Origin of the sequence: Blautia sp. BCRC 81119, assembly GCF_003184505.1 — a bacterium.
In the GTDB taxonomy this organism is placed as follows: Bacteria; Bacillota; Clostridia; order Lachnospirales; family Lachnospiraceae; genus Blautia_A; species Blautia_A fusiformis.
The window spans coordinates 80818-97179 of sequence record NZ_QJHD01000012.1 but is presented as its reverse complement, the minus strand read 5'-3'; the positions used below and the strand labels follow the sequence as shown (position 1 = coordinate 97179).

At 43.8% G+C, this 16362-nt stretch carries 16 protein-coding genes; 1 reads left to right on the top strand and 15 read right to left on the bottom strand.

Features of this window, described 5'->3' with window-relative positions; genetic code table 11:
- Nucleotides 1–13: 13 nt before the first annotated feature.
- The 6 genes from DMI82_RS09245 to DMI82_RS09220 all read right to left on the bottom strand — a co-directional run bounded on the left by DMI82_RS09245 (nt 14) and on the right by DMI82_RS09220 (nt 6029).
- A complete protein-coding gene (locus DMI82_RS09245) occupies nt 14–1768 on the bottom strand; it encodes an alpha-amylase family glycosyl hydrolase (RefSeq protein WP_110103142.1) in 1755 nt (584 codons plus the stop codon).
- A 174-nt stretch (nt 1769–1942) separates the two neighbouring features.
- A complete protein-coding gene (locus tag DMI82_RS09240; RefSeq protein WP_015525138.1) occupies nt 1943–2173 on the bottom strand; it encodes a hypothetical protein in 231 nt (76 codons plus the stop codon).
- A gap of 75 nt (nt 2174–2248) precedes the next feature.
- A complete protein-coding gene (locus DMI82_RS09235) occupies nt 2249–3481 on the bottom strand; it encodes an MYG1 family protein (protein WP_110103141.1) in 1233 nt (410 codons plus the stop codon).
- Nucleotides 3482–3648: 167 nt separating this feature from the next.
- Complete coding sequence (locus DMI82_RS09230; protein WP_021652042.1) at nt 3649–4068, bottom strand: hypothetical protein; 420 nt, start codon at nt 4066–4068, stop codon at nt 3649–3651.
- Between the two features lie 128 nt (nt 4069–4196).
- Nucleotides 4197–5438 carry a DNA polymerase Y family protein gene (locus DMI82_RS09225; protein ID WP_059085852.1) on the bottom strand — a complete coding sequence of 414 codons (1242 nt, stop codon included), beginning with the start codon at nt 5436–5438 and terminating at the stop codon, nt 4197–4199.
- Nucleotides 5439–5480: 42 nt separating this feature from the next.
- Nucleotides 5481–6029, bottom strand: coding sequence for a hypothetical protein (locus tag DMI82_RS09220; RefSeq protein WP_059085851.1), 549 nt, complete (start codon nt 6027–6029; stop codon nt 5481–5483).
- Between the two features lie 195 nt (nt 6030–6224).
- On the opposite strand from DMI82_RS09220, the gene DMI82_RS09215 reads away from it, so the two are divergent.
- On the top strand, nt 6225–6746 hold the full coding sequence (locus DMI82_RS09215; RefSeq protein WP_059085850.1) for a hypothetical protein: 522 nt from the start codon (nt 6225–6227) through the stop codon (nt 6744–6746).
- A gap of 83 nt (nt 6747–6829) precedes the next feature.
- Here the strand turns inward: DMI82_RS09215 and DMI82_RS09210 are convergent, their stop codons facing one another.
- The 9 genes from DMI82_RS09210 to radC are packed head-to-tail and all read right to left on the bottom strand — an operon-like array spanning nt 6830 to nt 16349.
- Nucleotides 6830–7996 (bottom strand): D-alanyl-D-alanine carboxypeptidase family protein, encoded by a 1167-nt coding sequence (locus DMI82_RS09210; protein WP_110103140.1) that lies wholly within the window; start codon nt 7994–7996, stop codon nt 6830–6832.
- Nucleotides 7993–9168, bottom strand: a complete 1176-nt coding sequence (locus DMI82_RS09205) for an FtsW/RodA/SpoVE family cell cycle protein (protein WP_092070019.1) — start codon at nt 9166–9168, stop codon at nt 7993–7995. Before DMI82_RS09205 ends, DMI82_RS09210 begins: the two co-directional genes overlap by 4 nt.
- Before the next feature lie 3 nt (nt 9169–9171).
- Nucleotides 9172–9411 (bottom strand): cell division topological specificity factor MinE, encoded by a 240-nt coding sequence (gene minE / locus DMI82_RS09200; RefSeq protein WP_015525127.1) that lies wholly within the window; start codon nt 9409–9411, stop codon nt 9172–9174.
- A 45-nt stretch (nt 9412–9456) separates the two neighbouring features.
- Nucleotides 9457–10245 carry a septum site-determining protein MinD gene (gene minD, locus DMI82_RS09195; RefSeq protein WP_015525126.1) on the bottom strand — a complete coding sequence of 263 codons (789 nt, stop codon included), beginning with the start codon at nt 10243–10245 and terminating at the stop codon, nt 9457–9459.
- A gap of 57 nt (nt 10246–10302) precedes the next feature.
- The gene (locus tag DMI82_RS09190; protein ID WP_110103139.1) at nt 10303–13200 is read right to left on the bottom strand and encodes a penicillin-binding transpeptidase domain-containing protein; all 2898 of its coding nucleotides are present in this window, start codon (nt 13198–13200) and stop codon (nt 10303–10305) included.
- Nucleotides 13185–13712, bottom strand: a complete 528-nt coding sequence (gene mreD, locus DMI82_RS09185; protein ID WP_021652034.1) for a rod shape-determining protein MreD — start codon at nt 13710–13712, stop codon at nt 13185–13187. Before mreD ends, DMI82_RS09190 begins: the two co-directional genes overlap by 16 nt.
- Nucleotides 13702–14598: a rod shape-determining protein MreC gene (gene mreC, locus DMI82_RS09180; RefSeq protein ID WP_022427290.1), complete on the bottom strand. Its 897-nt coding sequence runs from the start codon at nt 14596–14598 to the stop codon at nt 13702–13704. The genes mreD and mreC overlap by 11 nt, the downstream gene beginning before the upstream one ends.
- A 13-nt stretch (nt 14599–14611) precedes the next feature.
- Entirely contained in the window at nt 14612–15625 is a 1014-nt protein-coding gene (locus DMI82_RS09175; RefSeq protein ID WP_110103138.1) for a rod shape-determining protein, read from the bottom strand.
- Nucleotides 15626–15641: 16 nt separating this feature from the next.
- A complete protein-coding gene (gene radC, locus DMI82_RS09170) occupies nt 15642–16349 on the bottom strand; it encodes a RadC family protein (protein WP_022427291.1) in 708 nt (235 codons plus the stop codon).
- Nucleotides 16350–16362 lie beyond the last annotated feature (13 nt).

The window sequence follows — 16362 nt, the reverse complement described above, 5'->3', positions numbered from 1 at the left end:
TATTATTCTTTTCCTATCGGAAGCTCTTCAGCCAGTTTACAAGAGAATCATGCCAGATGTTGTCGTATACGGTCTTTTTCATCTGGTCATCTACGGGTCCGTTTCCTGCCATTTTTGCAAGGATAGCAGCCTGAAGTTCGCCTACTGTCATTTCTTCTGGTGTTTTGTGCGGATTTGGCGCAGTGACCGTTTCCGTTTCCTGTGTATTGGAGGATTCTGCTTCAGGAGTTGACGGAATATCCGCTGCGTTTGCTGTATTGTCAGAAGCTTTATCTGTATTTTCAGCGTTTGAAGCTTCTTTTTCCGGGGCAGCTTCTGTTACAGTGCTGTTTTCAGCCGCCTGCTCCTCTTCTGCCTCAGATGCAGCGTTTTCGTTCTCTTTTGTTGCGGCAGTTTCCGGAACATTAGTCTGAACCGGCTTATATTCCGGCATATCTCCTGCAGGAAGCCAGATCTCACCGCTGTTTGCTGCAACACGGACACGGATCCGTCCGCCCTGTGCGGAAACCTTCTGACCTGTGAGGGCACCTACGTATTCCGGAGCACTTCCTGTTGGAAGGTTCATCTCTGAATCACTGTCATCATTATTCACAGTAACGATCACTCGTATGCCTTCCAGATCTCTTGCAAAGGCAAACTGACGGTTTGTAAGAGCCAGTTCTGCGTAGGAACCGTAGCTTAATGCAGGAGTTCCCTGGCGGACCTTTCCGAGGGCTGCGATCAGTGCAGTACATGGGTTCTTTGTTGCAGCATCCGCATAATCGTTAAGATCAAGTGCCGGACGTAAGCTGGCATCGGAAAATTTTTCTTTTTTTCCGTCAATACCGAATTCTGAGCCGTAATAAATGCTTGGAACGCCAGGTAAAGTATAAAGAAGTACATGTACAGGAGCAAAATGTGCTTTGTTCTGCAATTTGGTATGAATTCGCTCTACGTCATGGTTGTCCACGAAATTGTAGAGGTCCAGATCTCCCATATTCTGAAGATATTTTACTGTATGAGCAATTTCAAAATAGTTGTGGTCATTATGTCCGCTGTAAAGTGCCTTGTGAAGGGCATAGTTAGTTACACTGTGAAGAGTCTGTCCGTTTACCCAACGGCTGTAATCTCCGTGAATGACCTCTCCCATAAGCCAGAAGTCTTTCTTAACCTCATCTGCGGTATGACGTAGAATACGCATGAAATCAAAATCCAGAACATCAGCGGCATCCAGGCGGATTCCATCAATATCAAATTCGGAAACCCAGAAACGGATCACATCACAGATATAGTTCTGTACTTCCGGATTGCGCTGGTTCAGCTTTACAAGAAGATTGTATCCACCCCAGTTTTCATAGGAAAAACCGTCATTATATTCGGTATTTCCGCCGAAATTTACATTACAGTACCAGTTAACGTAAGGGGAATGCTCACGGTTTTTCTGGATATCCTTAAAAGCGAAGAAATCACGGCCTGTATGGTTGAATACACCATCAAAGATCACGCGGATGCCTTTTTCATGGCAGGCTTTTACAAAATTGGTGAGATCTTTATTGGTTCCAAGACGGGAATCCAGTTTTTTGTAATCGGTTGTCTCATAGCCATGTCCGACACTTTCAAAAAGCGGCCCTATATATAAGGCAGTACATCCGATCTCTTTGATGTGGTCGATCCACGGCAGCAGTGTGTTCAGTCGATGTACAGGAGTTCCGTAATCATTTTCTTTTGGAGCGCCTGTAAGTCCAAGTGGATAAATATGGTAGAAGATTGCTTCGTTGTACCAGCTCATAATATTACACCTCTGTTCTAAAAATTTGCAATTTCCTGATAATTAGAGAAATTACACAAATATCTTCTCTATAATACCAGATTCCTATAATATAATCCAGAATAAATCAGCCAGTTTTTCAGCGAAAAATCCGGCATATTGCTAATTGCCGGATCTTATCGGATGGACATATGTTTATTCGTCAAATTCTGCAGTAACTATAAAGCCGCGTGGCGTATGCTCAATGCTTTTGATGATGCCCTCTTTGGATCTGATGCGGTCTGCGTTTCTGTAGCAGCCAGACATGGCTACTGCAGGCTCAATGATATAGCTGTAGTTCGTGGCAGAGAGAAATTCGGAGATCTTTACTTTATCGCCCACCTGTATCAGCCCCTGTCTTTCCATTTTAAATTTTTCTTCTCGCATAAACATGCCTTCTTTCTGTATAAATACGCAATGTGAATATATCTGTAAATACAATTAATTACATGTTTAAGATCTTTAAGAACCGGATGGGATCCGTACCAGAAGCTTCTGTCCGTCTTTTTCTACTGCTGTAAGAACGGGAATATGTTTTTTTCGCAGAGCATGAACGATGGGATACAGGGAAAACATGGCATTATCTGCAAAAACTGCTTCCGGTTTGTAGCGGAGGATTTCTTTAATTCTGTCTTTTATAAAGCTTTTCCATTCTGTCTTTTCCATGGAGAGTTCTCCGTAGATTCCGTTCAGAGTCAGCTCCGGTAATTGGGGAACCGGCAAATGTATGATCCTGGCAGAAGAAAGATCCGGAAGCTTTTGAAGTAGCATGTCTGTTTCTTTATTTCCGCCAAGGCTTACGATCACAGCTTCTTCATGGAAGGCGGCAAGACTGCTCCTGCAGGCAAGAACAGAATCCTCAAGGGTTCCGCAGGTCATGAGAAATCCTCCTTTATGACAAAAGGCTGCACTTTTAAGACCGGTTACCAAAGATAACTCCTCGCCTTCCAGGCCAAGCCAGGAAGAAGGAAAACTGCATTTGTAATTCATGGAATATTCTTTTTTCTGTGGCTGGATACAGTAACCGCCCCGGTTGGACGGAAAGATCACAAAAGCAATGTTGGTTTCCGAAAGGCGTTTTTGGCAGGGAATAAATTCCGGAAGTATAAGGATATTGGTATTTTCTGCCGGGGTATCACCCGAAGCGAGGGAAGCAGCATGTTCTGTAAGAACTTCTTCCACCCGTCTGTCTGCACGTTCATTTCCAAGGTAACGCTCGAATTTATTTTCCAGGATCATGCCTGCCACACTGACTGCCTGGAAAAAGGCTTCGTCATTACTGCTTTTGGAATCCCATCCCGGATTAAAATTGCCGATCAGTGTGGCAAGTTCATTTTTTTCACCGGTATTATCATTGATATCCAGAGGCTGGACAAAGGATTCATCGAATTTTAGTGCCAGCTCCTCACCTAGGATTTCCGGTCCAAGCTTTTCCCAGAGAAGGCCGAAGGCCGCATATGGGACGCCATTATCGCGGATACGGCTGTCTTTCTGATGATGATCATACTGTCCTCTGCCAATATCAAAAACAAGACCTTCATAGTTTTCAGGAACCTGGTTTCCACGTGTGATGGTGATCTCGGGATTCAGATATAAAAGCAGAGCGGCAGAAAAAACATCGTCTGCGTGAAATTTCCCGCTGTGGGTGAATGCGGATGCATTTTTTTGTTTGATTTTTTCCAGTAAATGATTCATATGAAACGCTCCTGTGTGTTTATTCTGCTCTTCAGTATACCACAGAAATGAAGAATAAACAAAGTTTCCTACAGTTAAAAAGGGATCCGTCCTGAGGACAGATCCCTTTAAAAATTTACGTTCTTTTATGCTTTATGTACAAAATAGGACGTTCATATTCAATTTTATTATAATGCGCAGATAATTTTATCCTGATATGCTTCCGGAACTTCTTCTTTATCCAGAGACATACTGATAATAAAGGAAACTTTGAAGGTCTCACCGATGGCACTTAACTGATCCAGTGTTTCGGTTGCATCCTTTCCTTCAAGCTTGGCTGTTGTAAGGAAACTGTCCAGATATACCTGCTCCAGATCATGATCCTGAGAGAGGATACCACAGATAAATCCTACAAACTCGTCCGCATTTTTAACCGGAAATCCGGAAACATCGATAAGGCGGACCTTGTTGTTCAGCTCATACATGTGCTTGGTGCTCTTGTCTAAGTAAACAATACTGCCGTTGGCGTCCTTAACAGCTCCGTTTACTTTGTCTAATAGTACTTTTGTTTTTCCTTTGCCTTTCTTTCCTACGATCAGTTCAACCATCCTGTTTTCCTCCTTAGACACATATAATAATTTTGAATAAAATTGCTATTGATATGCTTCAAATTATAGTGCATTGTGAATAAAATTGCAAGGGCTTTTTGAAAAAAACTGGTAATTTTAATCAAGCTTTACTGATCTCTTTCATTTTCCATTTGTGCTTTTGCTTTCCTTCCGATCCGGGCAGTGCTGTTCATGATACTGGCCCGGGTAACCTTGTCGTTTCCGTACTTCAGACGGATGGAATCCAGTGCTGCATCCAGTTTCTGCTGGCGTTCCTTCTTGTGAGTATCCTCAAAAAAGGACAGCTGTTCAAAGGAATCATCCGTAAGACCGGTCAGTGATACTCCCAGGAGCCGGAGTGGCTGTCTCATCCAGGACTCCTGAAAGAGGTTTTGGGCATTTCTGTAAATCTCTTCTGTGATATCGGTGGCATTTGGCAGTTTAGTCTGATGAGATTTGTTTCGAAAATCCAGGGTACGGAAGGTTACAGAAATGCAGGTGCATTTTTTCTTTTTGCGGCGCATGCGGGCGGCCAGAATATCGCATTGTTCCAGCAGGATTGGAAGTGCCTGCTCCAGTGAGACCAGATCATCGTTAAATGTAGTTTCCAGACTGAATCCTTTTGCTTCATCAGGTTTTGCTTTCACAGGGGAGTCATCAAGGCCACGGGCATACTGATATAACTGCTGTCCTGCTTTTTCACCGAGAAGTGCCTGTATCTTTGCTTTTTTTTCATGAGCCAGATCTCCGATGGTTCTGATCCCTGCGTCCTGCAGTTTTTTTTCAGAGGATCTGCCAAGAAAAAGAAGCTCTCTCACTGGAAGAGGCCACATTTTTACAGGGATTTCTTCCGGAAATAAAGTATGCACCTTATCTGGCTTTTCGAAATCAGAGGCCATTTTTGCAAGAAGTTTATTGGTGGAGATGCCGATATTTACGGTAAAGCCGAGTTCTGTACGGATCTTATCCTTCAGCTCATGGGCAGTTGCCACCGGATCCGGGTAAATATAGGAGGTTCCGGTCATATCCAGAAAAACCTCATCAATGGAAAAGGATTCCATTACCGGTGCATAGGACCCACAGATTTTTTTGAAGGCTCTGGAACATTTATCGTATAATTCAAAGTCAGATGGAACGGCCACAAGATTCGGACATTTGCGAAAAGCCATAGCCATAGGCTCTCCTGTCTGGATTCCGTATTTTTTTGCAGGAATGGACTTGGCGACAACGATGCCGGTACGTTTACTGGGGTCTCCGCCAATACAGGAAGGGATGTCTCTCAGATCCGGAAGTCCCATCTTTACTCTTTTTGCTGCTTCCCAGGAAAGAAAAGCACTGTTTACATCAACATGAAAAATCAATCGTTCCATATAGGGTTCTTCTTTCAATTGTATAAAGTGTGTCTGTTATATCTATTTACAGATTTTTGCAGACAGCTGATCAAAAAGGTTCCGATATTCCTCTTCTACCTGTGAAAAAGGGTATTGCCGGTATTGGATCGGAACATGGACAACCGGTTTTGGAGTGTCCGGTGTTTCATTCAGAAGATATTTCAGGTCATACCAGAGCAGGTCATTGTCGATCTCCTTCAGCTTCTGCTCTTCTATGTCAGAAAGTCCGGATCCCAGATATTTCTGATAGATAATGTTTAAAAGAGCTTCCTCCTGTTTCCGATACGCAGGAAGACTTTTCTTAAATGGTCTTGGAACATCGGACATATAACATTCGCTGGCATCGTGAAGAAGGGACGCCAGTATAAGACGACCGGAATAGCCACGTGCTTCGGCTTCTTTGGCACAGAGGATGCAATGCTGCCCTACAGAGAAAAAAGTCCTTACATGACCATTTCCGCGGCATAGAAGAGAAAGTGCGTGTGCAATGTCCTCAATGCAGATCAGCTCTTCGTCCGGATGTGTCGGATCAAAATGTTTTCCAGTGTATGTGGTAATGCAGTCGCCCATAAAATGTTACGCCTTTCTTTAAGCTTATGAATAAATATGATTATTTATTATAAACACCCAGAGAAAGTGTGTCTATATGATCGCGAAATAAATTTCGGGAACTGTTACAGAAAAACAAAAGAAATACATGGCTGTTTTACAAATATGAGTGATTCTGTGCTATAATACAAAAAAACGACAGGGAGATCATCAGCGATGAAACATATGGAAGAAATGAAGATTGCCGGATTAGCCATGGCATTATGTATCGTGATGCTGGGAATCTATATCGTCGTCCCAAAGGATGGAACGGTTTCTCATCTTACTGCTATTCCGGATAATAATGCGGCGGAGCCTGTTACAGATTCTACATCAGAGGGAACCGCTGATGCGGATTTTCCAATCTATACAGAGGACAGCTACAGCAGTGAGCCCGAGAGTTCGTATTCTTATGACGATACTGGGGACGGAGATTCCTATACGGAAGAGCCGACTTATGATCCAGGTGATAATTCTTACGACGGCAATACGGATAGTGAAGCCAATGGAGCAGATACTTCAGATACATCTTCAGATGGAACCGGTGAAGACGCAGGCAATTATGAAGATCCGGACAGTGGCTCAGGTGAAGTGGTCGATGACAATGATTACAGTGGTACTTCGGATACGGATCTTGATAGCAGTGAGACCGAAGATACCGGCAGTGATGGCACCGATGATACAGTAGAAATTAACTGAATGTAAAAAAAAGAATAAAAAAGCAGATCTGCGAAATAAAATTTCAAACAGATCTGCTTTTTTGTTTTTTGTATGGAATCCTGTCAGTTGATGTTCTGGAGCAAGGATGTCATTTCCTGATAAAGAACATCCTTTGAGGACGCACCCATGACGATGGAAATAAATGGCTTCCCATAAGCATTCTGGCTTAAAAGTGCCAGACAGTTACCGGCTTTATCGGTTGTTCCTGTTTTTCCTCCAAGGATAGTGACATCCTTAGGAGTTGCTGCCTCTCCGGTAAGATAATGATCTGTAGCGGGTAAGGTAGCACTTGCATCGGAGCCATCGGAATGCTTATAGCTAACTGTATAAGATGCCATTTGTGTGATGTCTGTAAACTCCGGATAATTCAAGGCTTCTTTCAGCATCAGATAAATGTCATAAGGCGTTGTATAATGATTTTCGTCCTGAAGACCATGGGGATTGGTAAAGTGAGTTCCTGTACAGCCAAGTTCTGCAGCAAAGCTGTTCATCATCTCTACAAATTTATCTGTTGATCCACCTATATGTTCCGCAATGGCAGATGCTGCATCATTGGCAGAATAAACAAGAAGACAATGAAGAAGCTGATCCATGGTAACCTGATCTCCCGCCTGGAAACCAGCTACCTGAGAACCGGATTCCAGGGTAACATTCTCCTGTGAGATCGTTACTGTATCGTCCATGTTTCCATATTTCAGTGCAAGCATAGCTGTCATGATCTTTGTGATGCTGGCAGGATAAACCTTGTTGTAGGCACCTTTTGCATAGAGTACCTTTTTATCACTGAGATTCAGAAGCACACCGGACTGGCTGTCATCCAGACTGACAGAATCCAGAGCAACATCTTTTGTAACAACACAGAAATCATGGGCGAAACCTGCCGCGCGCTGCTCTTCTTTGGAAGTCAGAGTATTATCAAACTCGGAGAATGCATTGAAAGAATTTGCAGGAGTGGAAAAATCTCCGCCCTTCAGCATGTAAACACCAAAACCGCCAGCTGTGCATAGTACGATCAGCAGAAGAAGGAGAAAAATGGTGTTGCGAATCCTTTTGCGACGCATCCGTTTTATCCGGGTATTTTGAGCTTTACGTCTGGCAGAAACAGTTCCGTCAGACGGCGTGGAAGTTCTTTTTGTCCCCTTGGAAGCTGTATATGCAGCCCGGGAAGCCTGACCTCTGGAAGGATTGCCAGAACGTACATGATTTTTTACAGGTTCTTTACGTGTCATAAGTATTCCTCTTTCCGAAAGTAGGTATCCGATTTCTGACCTTTTTTCTGTAATTCTTTATTATATGCACTGCTCTGCAGTCCTACATTGAGAACAAGTCCCATACCCATAAACAGACTGATCAGAGAAGTAAGACCATAGCTTACAAAAGGAAGCGGAGTACCTGTGTTTGGTGCAAGGCCGGTAGCAACACAGATGTTGATGAAGCTCTGTATGGAAACAATGCTTCCAACACCGCAGCATATGACCTTACCGGCAAGATCCTTGGCCCGCAGGCTCATACGGATACATTCAAAGGTGATCAGAAACAGCAGCAGTACGATCAGAGTACAGCCGATAAATCCGTACTGCTCTCCAGCCACCGCAAAAATAAAGTCGGTCTGATTCTCAGAAACAAAGTTTCCATCATTTACGGATGTAACACTGGTGTCATTACTGAAAGCACGTCCCACAAGCTCTCCGGAGGCGATGGCTGTTTTTGAGTTGTTCTGCTGTTCAATATCATCTGCGTATTCTTCGTTCTCCGGATACAGGAATGACATGATACGGTTTCTCTGGTAATCCTGTATCAGTTTCTGATCCGGCTGCACGATAATGGACAGAAAGATGATGGCCAGAGGAATCGCGATCAAGGCTACACCTCCGATGATCTTATAACTAAGTCCTGCGATGTAGATCAGAATACAGAACAGGACTGTTACGGTGATGGTGTTTTTCATATCCGGCTGTACATAGATCAGCATCAGTGGGATGACCAGAAGGACAGCTGATTGTATCAGAGTCTTTAAGGTATTCAGATCTTCCTCATGATCCATAAAAAATTTGGCAAAAAACAGGATAATGATGATCTTTGAAAGCTCGGTAGGCTGGAAACGGATAAAACCTAAATCCACCCATCTGGCAGCACCATTGGCGCTGGATCCGAAGAACCGGACAGCCAGAAGCATAACGATATTAAATCCATACATGATCCATTGAAAATTCAGCAGCCAGGAATAATCCATCAGTGAAAGGATCAGCATAAAGACCACACCGATGATCACACCCAGAAGCTGACGTGTGCGAAGGTAGTCGGCAGCTGTTCCTACAAGCTGAATTCCAATAAAGCTGATCGCCAGGAGAAAGATCACCAGTCGAAAATTGTAAAACCGCAGCTTATACTGTTTAATCATAAATTATGCATCTCTTTTCTTAAGTACGGGTATGACTGCATGCAGAACAGGTGGTTCCTGTGTGATCTGTATGGTCACCCCTGGTTCATCAATTACAACGTATTTTTTTACGGCATGTATCAGATCGTTCCGTAAAAGCTTCATCATCTGTGGAGAACAGTCTATGCGTTCCGATACAAGAAGAAGCTTCATCCTGTCGCGTGCATAGCCTGCAGAGTGGTTTTTCCCGGAGAAAAATCCCATAATCATTCCTCCTGTGATGAAAAATGTCAGACAGCAAGGCGTCTGTTATTTTCGAAAAATGCTGCCAAGACGGTGGAATACACCATTTTTTCGACGCACAGTAACATAAGGGACCTCTTCGCCCATAAGTCTCCGGCAGATATTGCGATACTCTTCTTCTGCCTGGGAATTTTTTCCGGATAAAGGTTCTCCCTGATTTGTGGAGATCACGATCTGTTCATCATCCAGGATCGCACCGATCAGATCTACAGCCAGGATTTCCAACACATCTTCTACGGACATCATATCACCTCTGGCGATCATTTCCGGTCGAAGCCGGTTGATGATCAGCCGGATATCACGGAGCCCTCCGGACTCCAGCAACCCGATGATACGGTCTGCATCCCGGATCGCGGAAACTTCCGGTGTGGTCACGACCAGTGCACGGTCCGCTCCGGCTACTGCATTTTTGAATCCCTGTTCAATTCCTGCCGGACAATCCAGAAGGACATAATCGAATTCTTCCCGGAGATCATCGGTAAGCTTGATCATCTGTTCCGGAGATACGGCAGTTTTGTCCTTGGTCTGGGCAGACGGAAGAAGATACAGTTCTGAATGCCGACGATCCCGGATCAGTGCCTGTTTCAGGCGGCAGCTCCCATTGATCACATCAACCAGATTATAAACAATACGGTTCTCCAGTCCCATGACAACATCCAGATTTCGGAGTCCGATATCGGTATCTACAACTGCAACCCTTTTTCCCATGGCAGCCAGTCCGGTCCCGATATTTGCCACGGTGGTGGTTTTTCCAACACCGCCTTTTCCAGATGTAATGACAATGACTTCACTCATGTTTTCTGATTCCTCCTATAAAATGTTCCACACTTCTGGTATCCTCATAAAGTTTGTTTAGTCATTCGATACATTACTGGTATCGCTTGCTGCATAGCCAGTGAGAATGGTGCTTTCATCTGCAAGTCCGAAAATGTATTTAAAGATATCATTAGCTGCAAGGCAGGCATTACCGGATGCATATCCGTTTGCGATTCGTACAGATATTGCGTACTTGGGATCAGAAACAGGCGCATATCCGATAAAAAGTGCATTGTTCGGATGATAATAGTCAATCTCGGCAGTACCGGTTTTTCCTGCTACTTCAACTCCAAGTCTGTTAAACTGATCATGAGTCTGCACCACACGATACATACCGTCATGGATGTCATCCCAGATATTGCTGGAAAGATCCAGCTGTCCAGCTGTTTCGGAAGGATATTCCTTTATAAGTTTTCCTTTGGAATCCGTCACACGGTCCAGAAGGGAAAGCTTATAGATCGTACCGGAAGTGGCGATCGTTGACGCATAACGTGCAAGCTGGCTGGTCGTAAACGCATTGGTACCCTGTCCAATATAGGAAGGGACGGCGTTTTTGTCAGAAACCTGCGGAGAAGCTTCGGAAATTTCAATGCCGGTTTTCTGATCCAATCCCATGAGGGAAGCATATTTCTGAAGCATTCCAAGACTTCTGGCTTCAGAAAAGTTACCTTCGGAATCTTTACCAAGTTCGAAACCAATCGTAGTGAAAAATACGTTACAGGACTGCTCAATGGCTTCACGGATATCAAGAGAACCGTGGCCCTGTTTATTCCAGCAGTTGATCGGAGGTGTTACAAGGTCAAAGCTTCCTGTACATTCAATATATGTGCCATCATCTATTACGCCCTCAGACATGCCGGCAACAGTAGATAAGATCTTTAAGGTAGATCCTGGAGCCGTCTTCTGCTGTGTTGCCTTGTTGAAGAACGGGCTGGAAAGATCTGTGGAAAGCTTTGCATAATAATCAGTATCCATATTGTTGGTCAGACGATTATTATCATATCCCGGATAGGAAACACATGCGAGAACATTTCCGGTTGTAGTATCTGTGATCACCGCAGATGCAGAGCACGGAGCCAACGCAAGCTGGGCCGGTGTGATCTCAAGATTTGCGATCTTGCGATACATGAAGGTGTAGGCATCAAGACCACCGGAGGCCATTGTCTGATACAGCTCGTCTTCTTTGGAAAGAACGCCCTGTTCATAGAGAACAAGACACAGATCTTCTCCACTGATGGTGTCTTCCTGAAGCATATATTTATACAGAAGCTTTGAAAAGCCTGTATCTGTTTTCAGGTAATCAATGATATAGGCGGTAAGAGCCTGATAGATCTCTTCAGAATCCAGATATTCTCCGGAGGTTGAGATCTGGGAAATATCGATCCAGTTCTGACTGGCAGCGTAGTTCAGATAATCCTTCAGACTGATACTCTGATCATTTTTCCAGGCTTTGTATGTTTCATCCGCGGTATCAATGGAATCACTTTTCAGTACCTTCAAGGTATTGGTAAGAAGATCATCACAGATATAGGTAAGATATTCCTGCATCTGCGTATCTTCATCCTTATAGGCTGGAGGATTGTCGCCTGTCAGCCTGTTACTTATTGTATCAAAAACCTGTTGCTGTTTTTGCTGAAATTTGACGTATAAATTTTTTTCTGTGTCGGAAGCATCTGCATCACTGAATTTATTGATATCGATCACACTGTTTGCGATCAGTGCATTGTATACATCATAGATTGGGATGGTGATCTTACTTGCATCTTTCTCTGCTTCATAATCAAAGCTTTTATTCGGTGTCAGTTTAGAGAGGACAATACCAGCAACACGCTGTTCCAGGATCTGGTAAATACTCTTCTGCCAGTCGGAATCAATGGTCAGATAAACATCGTTTCCGGCCACAGGATCAACAGTTTTAGAATTGTCGATGTCAAGGACTTTACCAAGATTATCAACTGTGACCGTTTCTTCTCCGTCTTTTCCCTGAAGTTCAAGCTCCATATACTGTTCGATTCCGGCTTTTCCAACAACCGCATCATTGGAATAATCAGGATTATCCTTACGAAGGGTTTCCAATTCCTCAGAAGAGGCCTGGCCTGTGTAACCGAGGATCGGCGCCATACTCTCATCGTCCACATATTTTCTGGTGGAATCTTCTACAATGTCAATACCCTGGAGAGCGGCCTGATTTTCTTTTATGGCTGCCACAGATTTTTCACTGACATTTGTTGCAATGGTCACCGGCATATATTTCTTGAAACTGTTGGTGTTCAGCTGATAGCGCATGATCGCAATTTCGAGGATTTCCTGTTTGGTAAGCTCTTCCGGAAGAGAATGTGCGGCAAGTTCTTCCGGGGTGTAGGCATCTTTTCCGTAAAGAACGATAGAAAATCCGCTGCTTCCGGTAAGATGATCCATGATCTGGGCTGCGGTTGCGTTTTTCTGCTCCTCACTGAGATCATCAATCTGTGCTTCTCCGTAAATATCCGCACGGAAACGGTTAAGAGTAAATCCTTCATCTACATCAAAAGCATAGTCGCCATGATCATTGACGGTAATATGAAAATTATCAGATAAGCTGTCCCCGTTTTTGGAAAGGATCTGTAATACCTGGTAGGCGATACCGTTCAGAGTCAGATTCTTTTCTCTGGTGCTGTTGTATGTACCGCTATCTTCGAATGTGACAGAATATGCAAGTACATTGGAGGCGACAACTGTGCCGTTACGGTCATAAATATTACCACGGGTGCTTTTGATCACGCGTGTTTTGGTGGTACGTGTCTGAAATTTACTGATGTAATCCTCTCCTTGTATGATCTGCAGACTGAAAAGCTGCCGGACCAGGACAGATGACAGAAAAATAAATACGATCACAAGAACTGTAGTACGTTTCAGACGGATTTTTTTGATGATTTTTTTTATTTTAATTCCCAAATAGACTCACTTTCTTTCCTTACAGTATCCATTAAGTGGTAGTTGATCCAGTAAAATACCCGGTATACGATGATGGTGAGAAAAACCGTATATACAATCTCGGGGATAATGATCCTGTATATGTAGGTCCAGAATCCAAGACGGCCTCTGAGCAGAAACTGGAGGCCATACACAGCCAGATTATAAAGAAGATCTGTTCCTGCTACAAGAAAAAGCGGAACTTTCAGATCATCATCATAAAAACTGCGGAATGCATAGCCGCTGATAAAACCTATATACATATAGATCAGTGCATAAAATCCAAACAATGATCCATAAAAGAGATCGACAAAAAGCCCGGAAAAAAATCCAGTCCACAGACCGACTTTTCTTCCACGCATAAGTCCCATGGATACACACAGGATCAAAAGCAGATTTGGAGTGATGGATCCAATGGAAATACGGTCCATTACTGTGCACTGAAGGAGAAAACAGACAATGATAGTGATAAATAATATAATCCTATTTTTCATTGGACGCATCCTCCGATTTGTCTATCGCGTCCTGTTTATTGGTGGTGATCACAAATACATCTTTCAGATGACCGAAATCAACCGGTGTAACGATCGTACCTGTTTTTGTCAGGTTATTGGGATCCTGCTGGATCTCACTGACATAACCAATAAACAGTCCTTCCACATATTTTTCACTGATGTTCGAGGTGACAATACGTTCTCCGACTGTTACCTTGTTATCCTGATCGTAAAGCTGCTCAAAGCTTAATTTGCCTTCATCGATCAGTTTCAGATCTCCAGTGACAACGCAGTTGTCGGAAGTACTGACTGCCATGGCACTGACATTGCTGCTGTCATCGATGATGGAACGGACAGTAGCCCAGGAAGGTCCCACTTCTGTAACGATACCCACAAGACCCTTTCCGGCGATTACGTTGTTATCAACCCGGATCCCGTTATTACTGCCTTTGTTGATCATAAAGGTATCATACCAGTTTCCGGGATCTTTGGAGATTATCCTTGCGGCAACCTTGGGATAGTCGGTATATTCCTGATCAAGATCGTAAAGTTCCTTCAGGCGTGTGAGCTCTGTCTGGTCCTGGATCAGGATGTTATTCTGTTCCGTAAGACTGTTGATCTGACTTTTCAGCTCTTCGTTTTCCTGAAGCACGTCCTGTTTATCACGAAGATTGTTTTTTACATTTCCAAATATATCGCTGACACCGGCGATCCCCTTTTCAAAGGGAACGATAAGAAAACCGGCTGCCTCCTGAAGTGGTGCGGAAGAGGTTCCGGAGGCTGCTGTAGCTACGATGCAGCTTCCACAGAAAAATGTCATGATTACCAGAAGATGTTTACTTTTTAAATTAAAATGAAAACGCACTTTTTTTCGGATGTTTTTCATTATATATGCCCCTTTACAGTTTTTTCTGCTTTACCGGCTGGGCCCATTTGCGCAGGTTTCTGTCGCGGATGATCTTTTCCAGGCCGTATGCTGCAGAAGTTTCATACAGATCAGAAAGATTAAAGGCAAATCCTGTATAGCTAGCCAGATAGTTATCTATATAAGGAAGCCGTGTACTGCCGCCGGTCAGATAAATGCCCTCTTTTGCGATATGATAAGCAATCTGTGGCGGGGTACGTTCCAGAAAAGATTTCATCTCTGCTGCGATCTGGTTCACACAGTTGGCGATCCCTTCATTAACAACGTAGGCAGAAATAACTTCTTCTCGTGGAAGTCCGGAAATACTGTCGATCCCGACTACTTTTCGGGCTTCTTTTTTCTGATCGTTCAGTCTTCCCATAACTACTTTCAGACGTTTTGCAGTTCGTGTTCCAATCTGAAGATTATAATGTTTTCGGATCTCGCTGCAGATAGATTCGTTCATCTGTCTGCCTCCGATGGGGATCTTACGGCTGATGATGATCTTGCCGTCGGTTATGATGGAAAACTCTGTACTCTGTGCACCGATGTTTACGATCATGCTGCCCTGATTCTTTTCAGGGTCGATTCCCATGGCAATGGCATCTGCAATAGGGGACTCCACCATAAAAACACGGTTTTTCCGCAGCCAGTGACCATTGACCAGATGATAGTATGCCCTCTTTTCGATAGCAGTCATATCAAGTGGTACGGAGAAATATATGTCTGCTCCGAGACCGGATGTATGATCGATCTTTTTTATCATGCTGTAAAGGACGATCTCCTGCAATTCCAGATTTGCCAGCATACCGAAAGCCATAGGAGAATTTACGGAAATATCTGCAGGTGATTTTTCAAACATTTCATAAGCTTCGTTCCCTATGGCAAGGATCCGGCGTCCTCTGTAGGCTACCATGTTCTTTTCTATGTAACTTTTGTTTCTGAAAAATGAATAGACTTTTACAGAGCTGCTTCCAAGGTCTACTCCGTAATTATTTCTAAAAAGCATAAATCTGTCCCTTCACTTAAGTATATTCATCAAAAATCCCTTTTTCGCGGAAACTGACATACCTGTGATCACCGATGATGATATGATCCAGAAGATGGATGCCGAGGAGTTCACCGCAATGATAGATCCGTTCCGTAACATCCAGATCAGCCTGACTGGGGGAGGGATCACCACCCGGATGATTGTGGACCAGGATCAGGTTCACCGCACGATATTTTACAGCTTCTACAAAGACTTCTCTTGGTGTGATCAGTGTGGCATTGACTGTACCGCGGCTTAAAAGCTGTTCACCCGACAAATGGTTATGTCCGTCCAGCATCATGCAGTAAAGCAATTCCTGCTCTTCATGTCGAAGCCGCTCCATATAATATTTCGCAATGGTTACCGGATGGTGAAAAGACAATTCCGGTTTTGCAGCTGCGGTTGCCATACGCTTGGAAAGTTCCCCGATACATTTCAGCTGTATGGCTTTTACCTTACCGATCCCATGGATCTTCATCAGTTCCTGCATGGAAATATGAAACAGTCCAAGCAGGCCACTGTATCCGGTCTGTTTCGATAAATTCAGGATTTTATCTGCCAGAGTCAGGGAACTGGATCCCTGTACGCCACAGCGCAGGATCACGGCAAGAAGCTCTCGATCGCTCAAGGACTGTTCTCCTTCCCGCAGACATTTTTCATACGGACGCTGATAATCTGGCATTTCCATTATAGTATCTTTCATATGATTTCCCTTT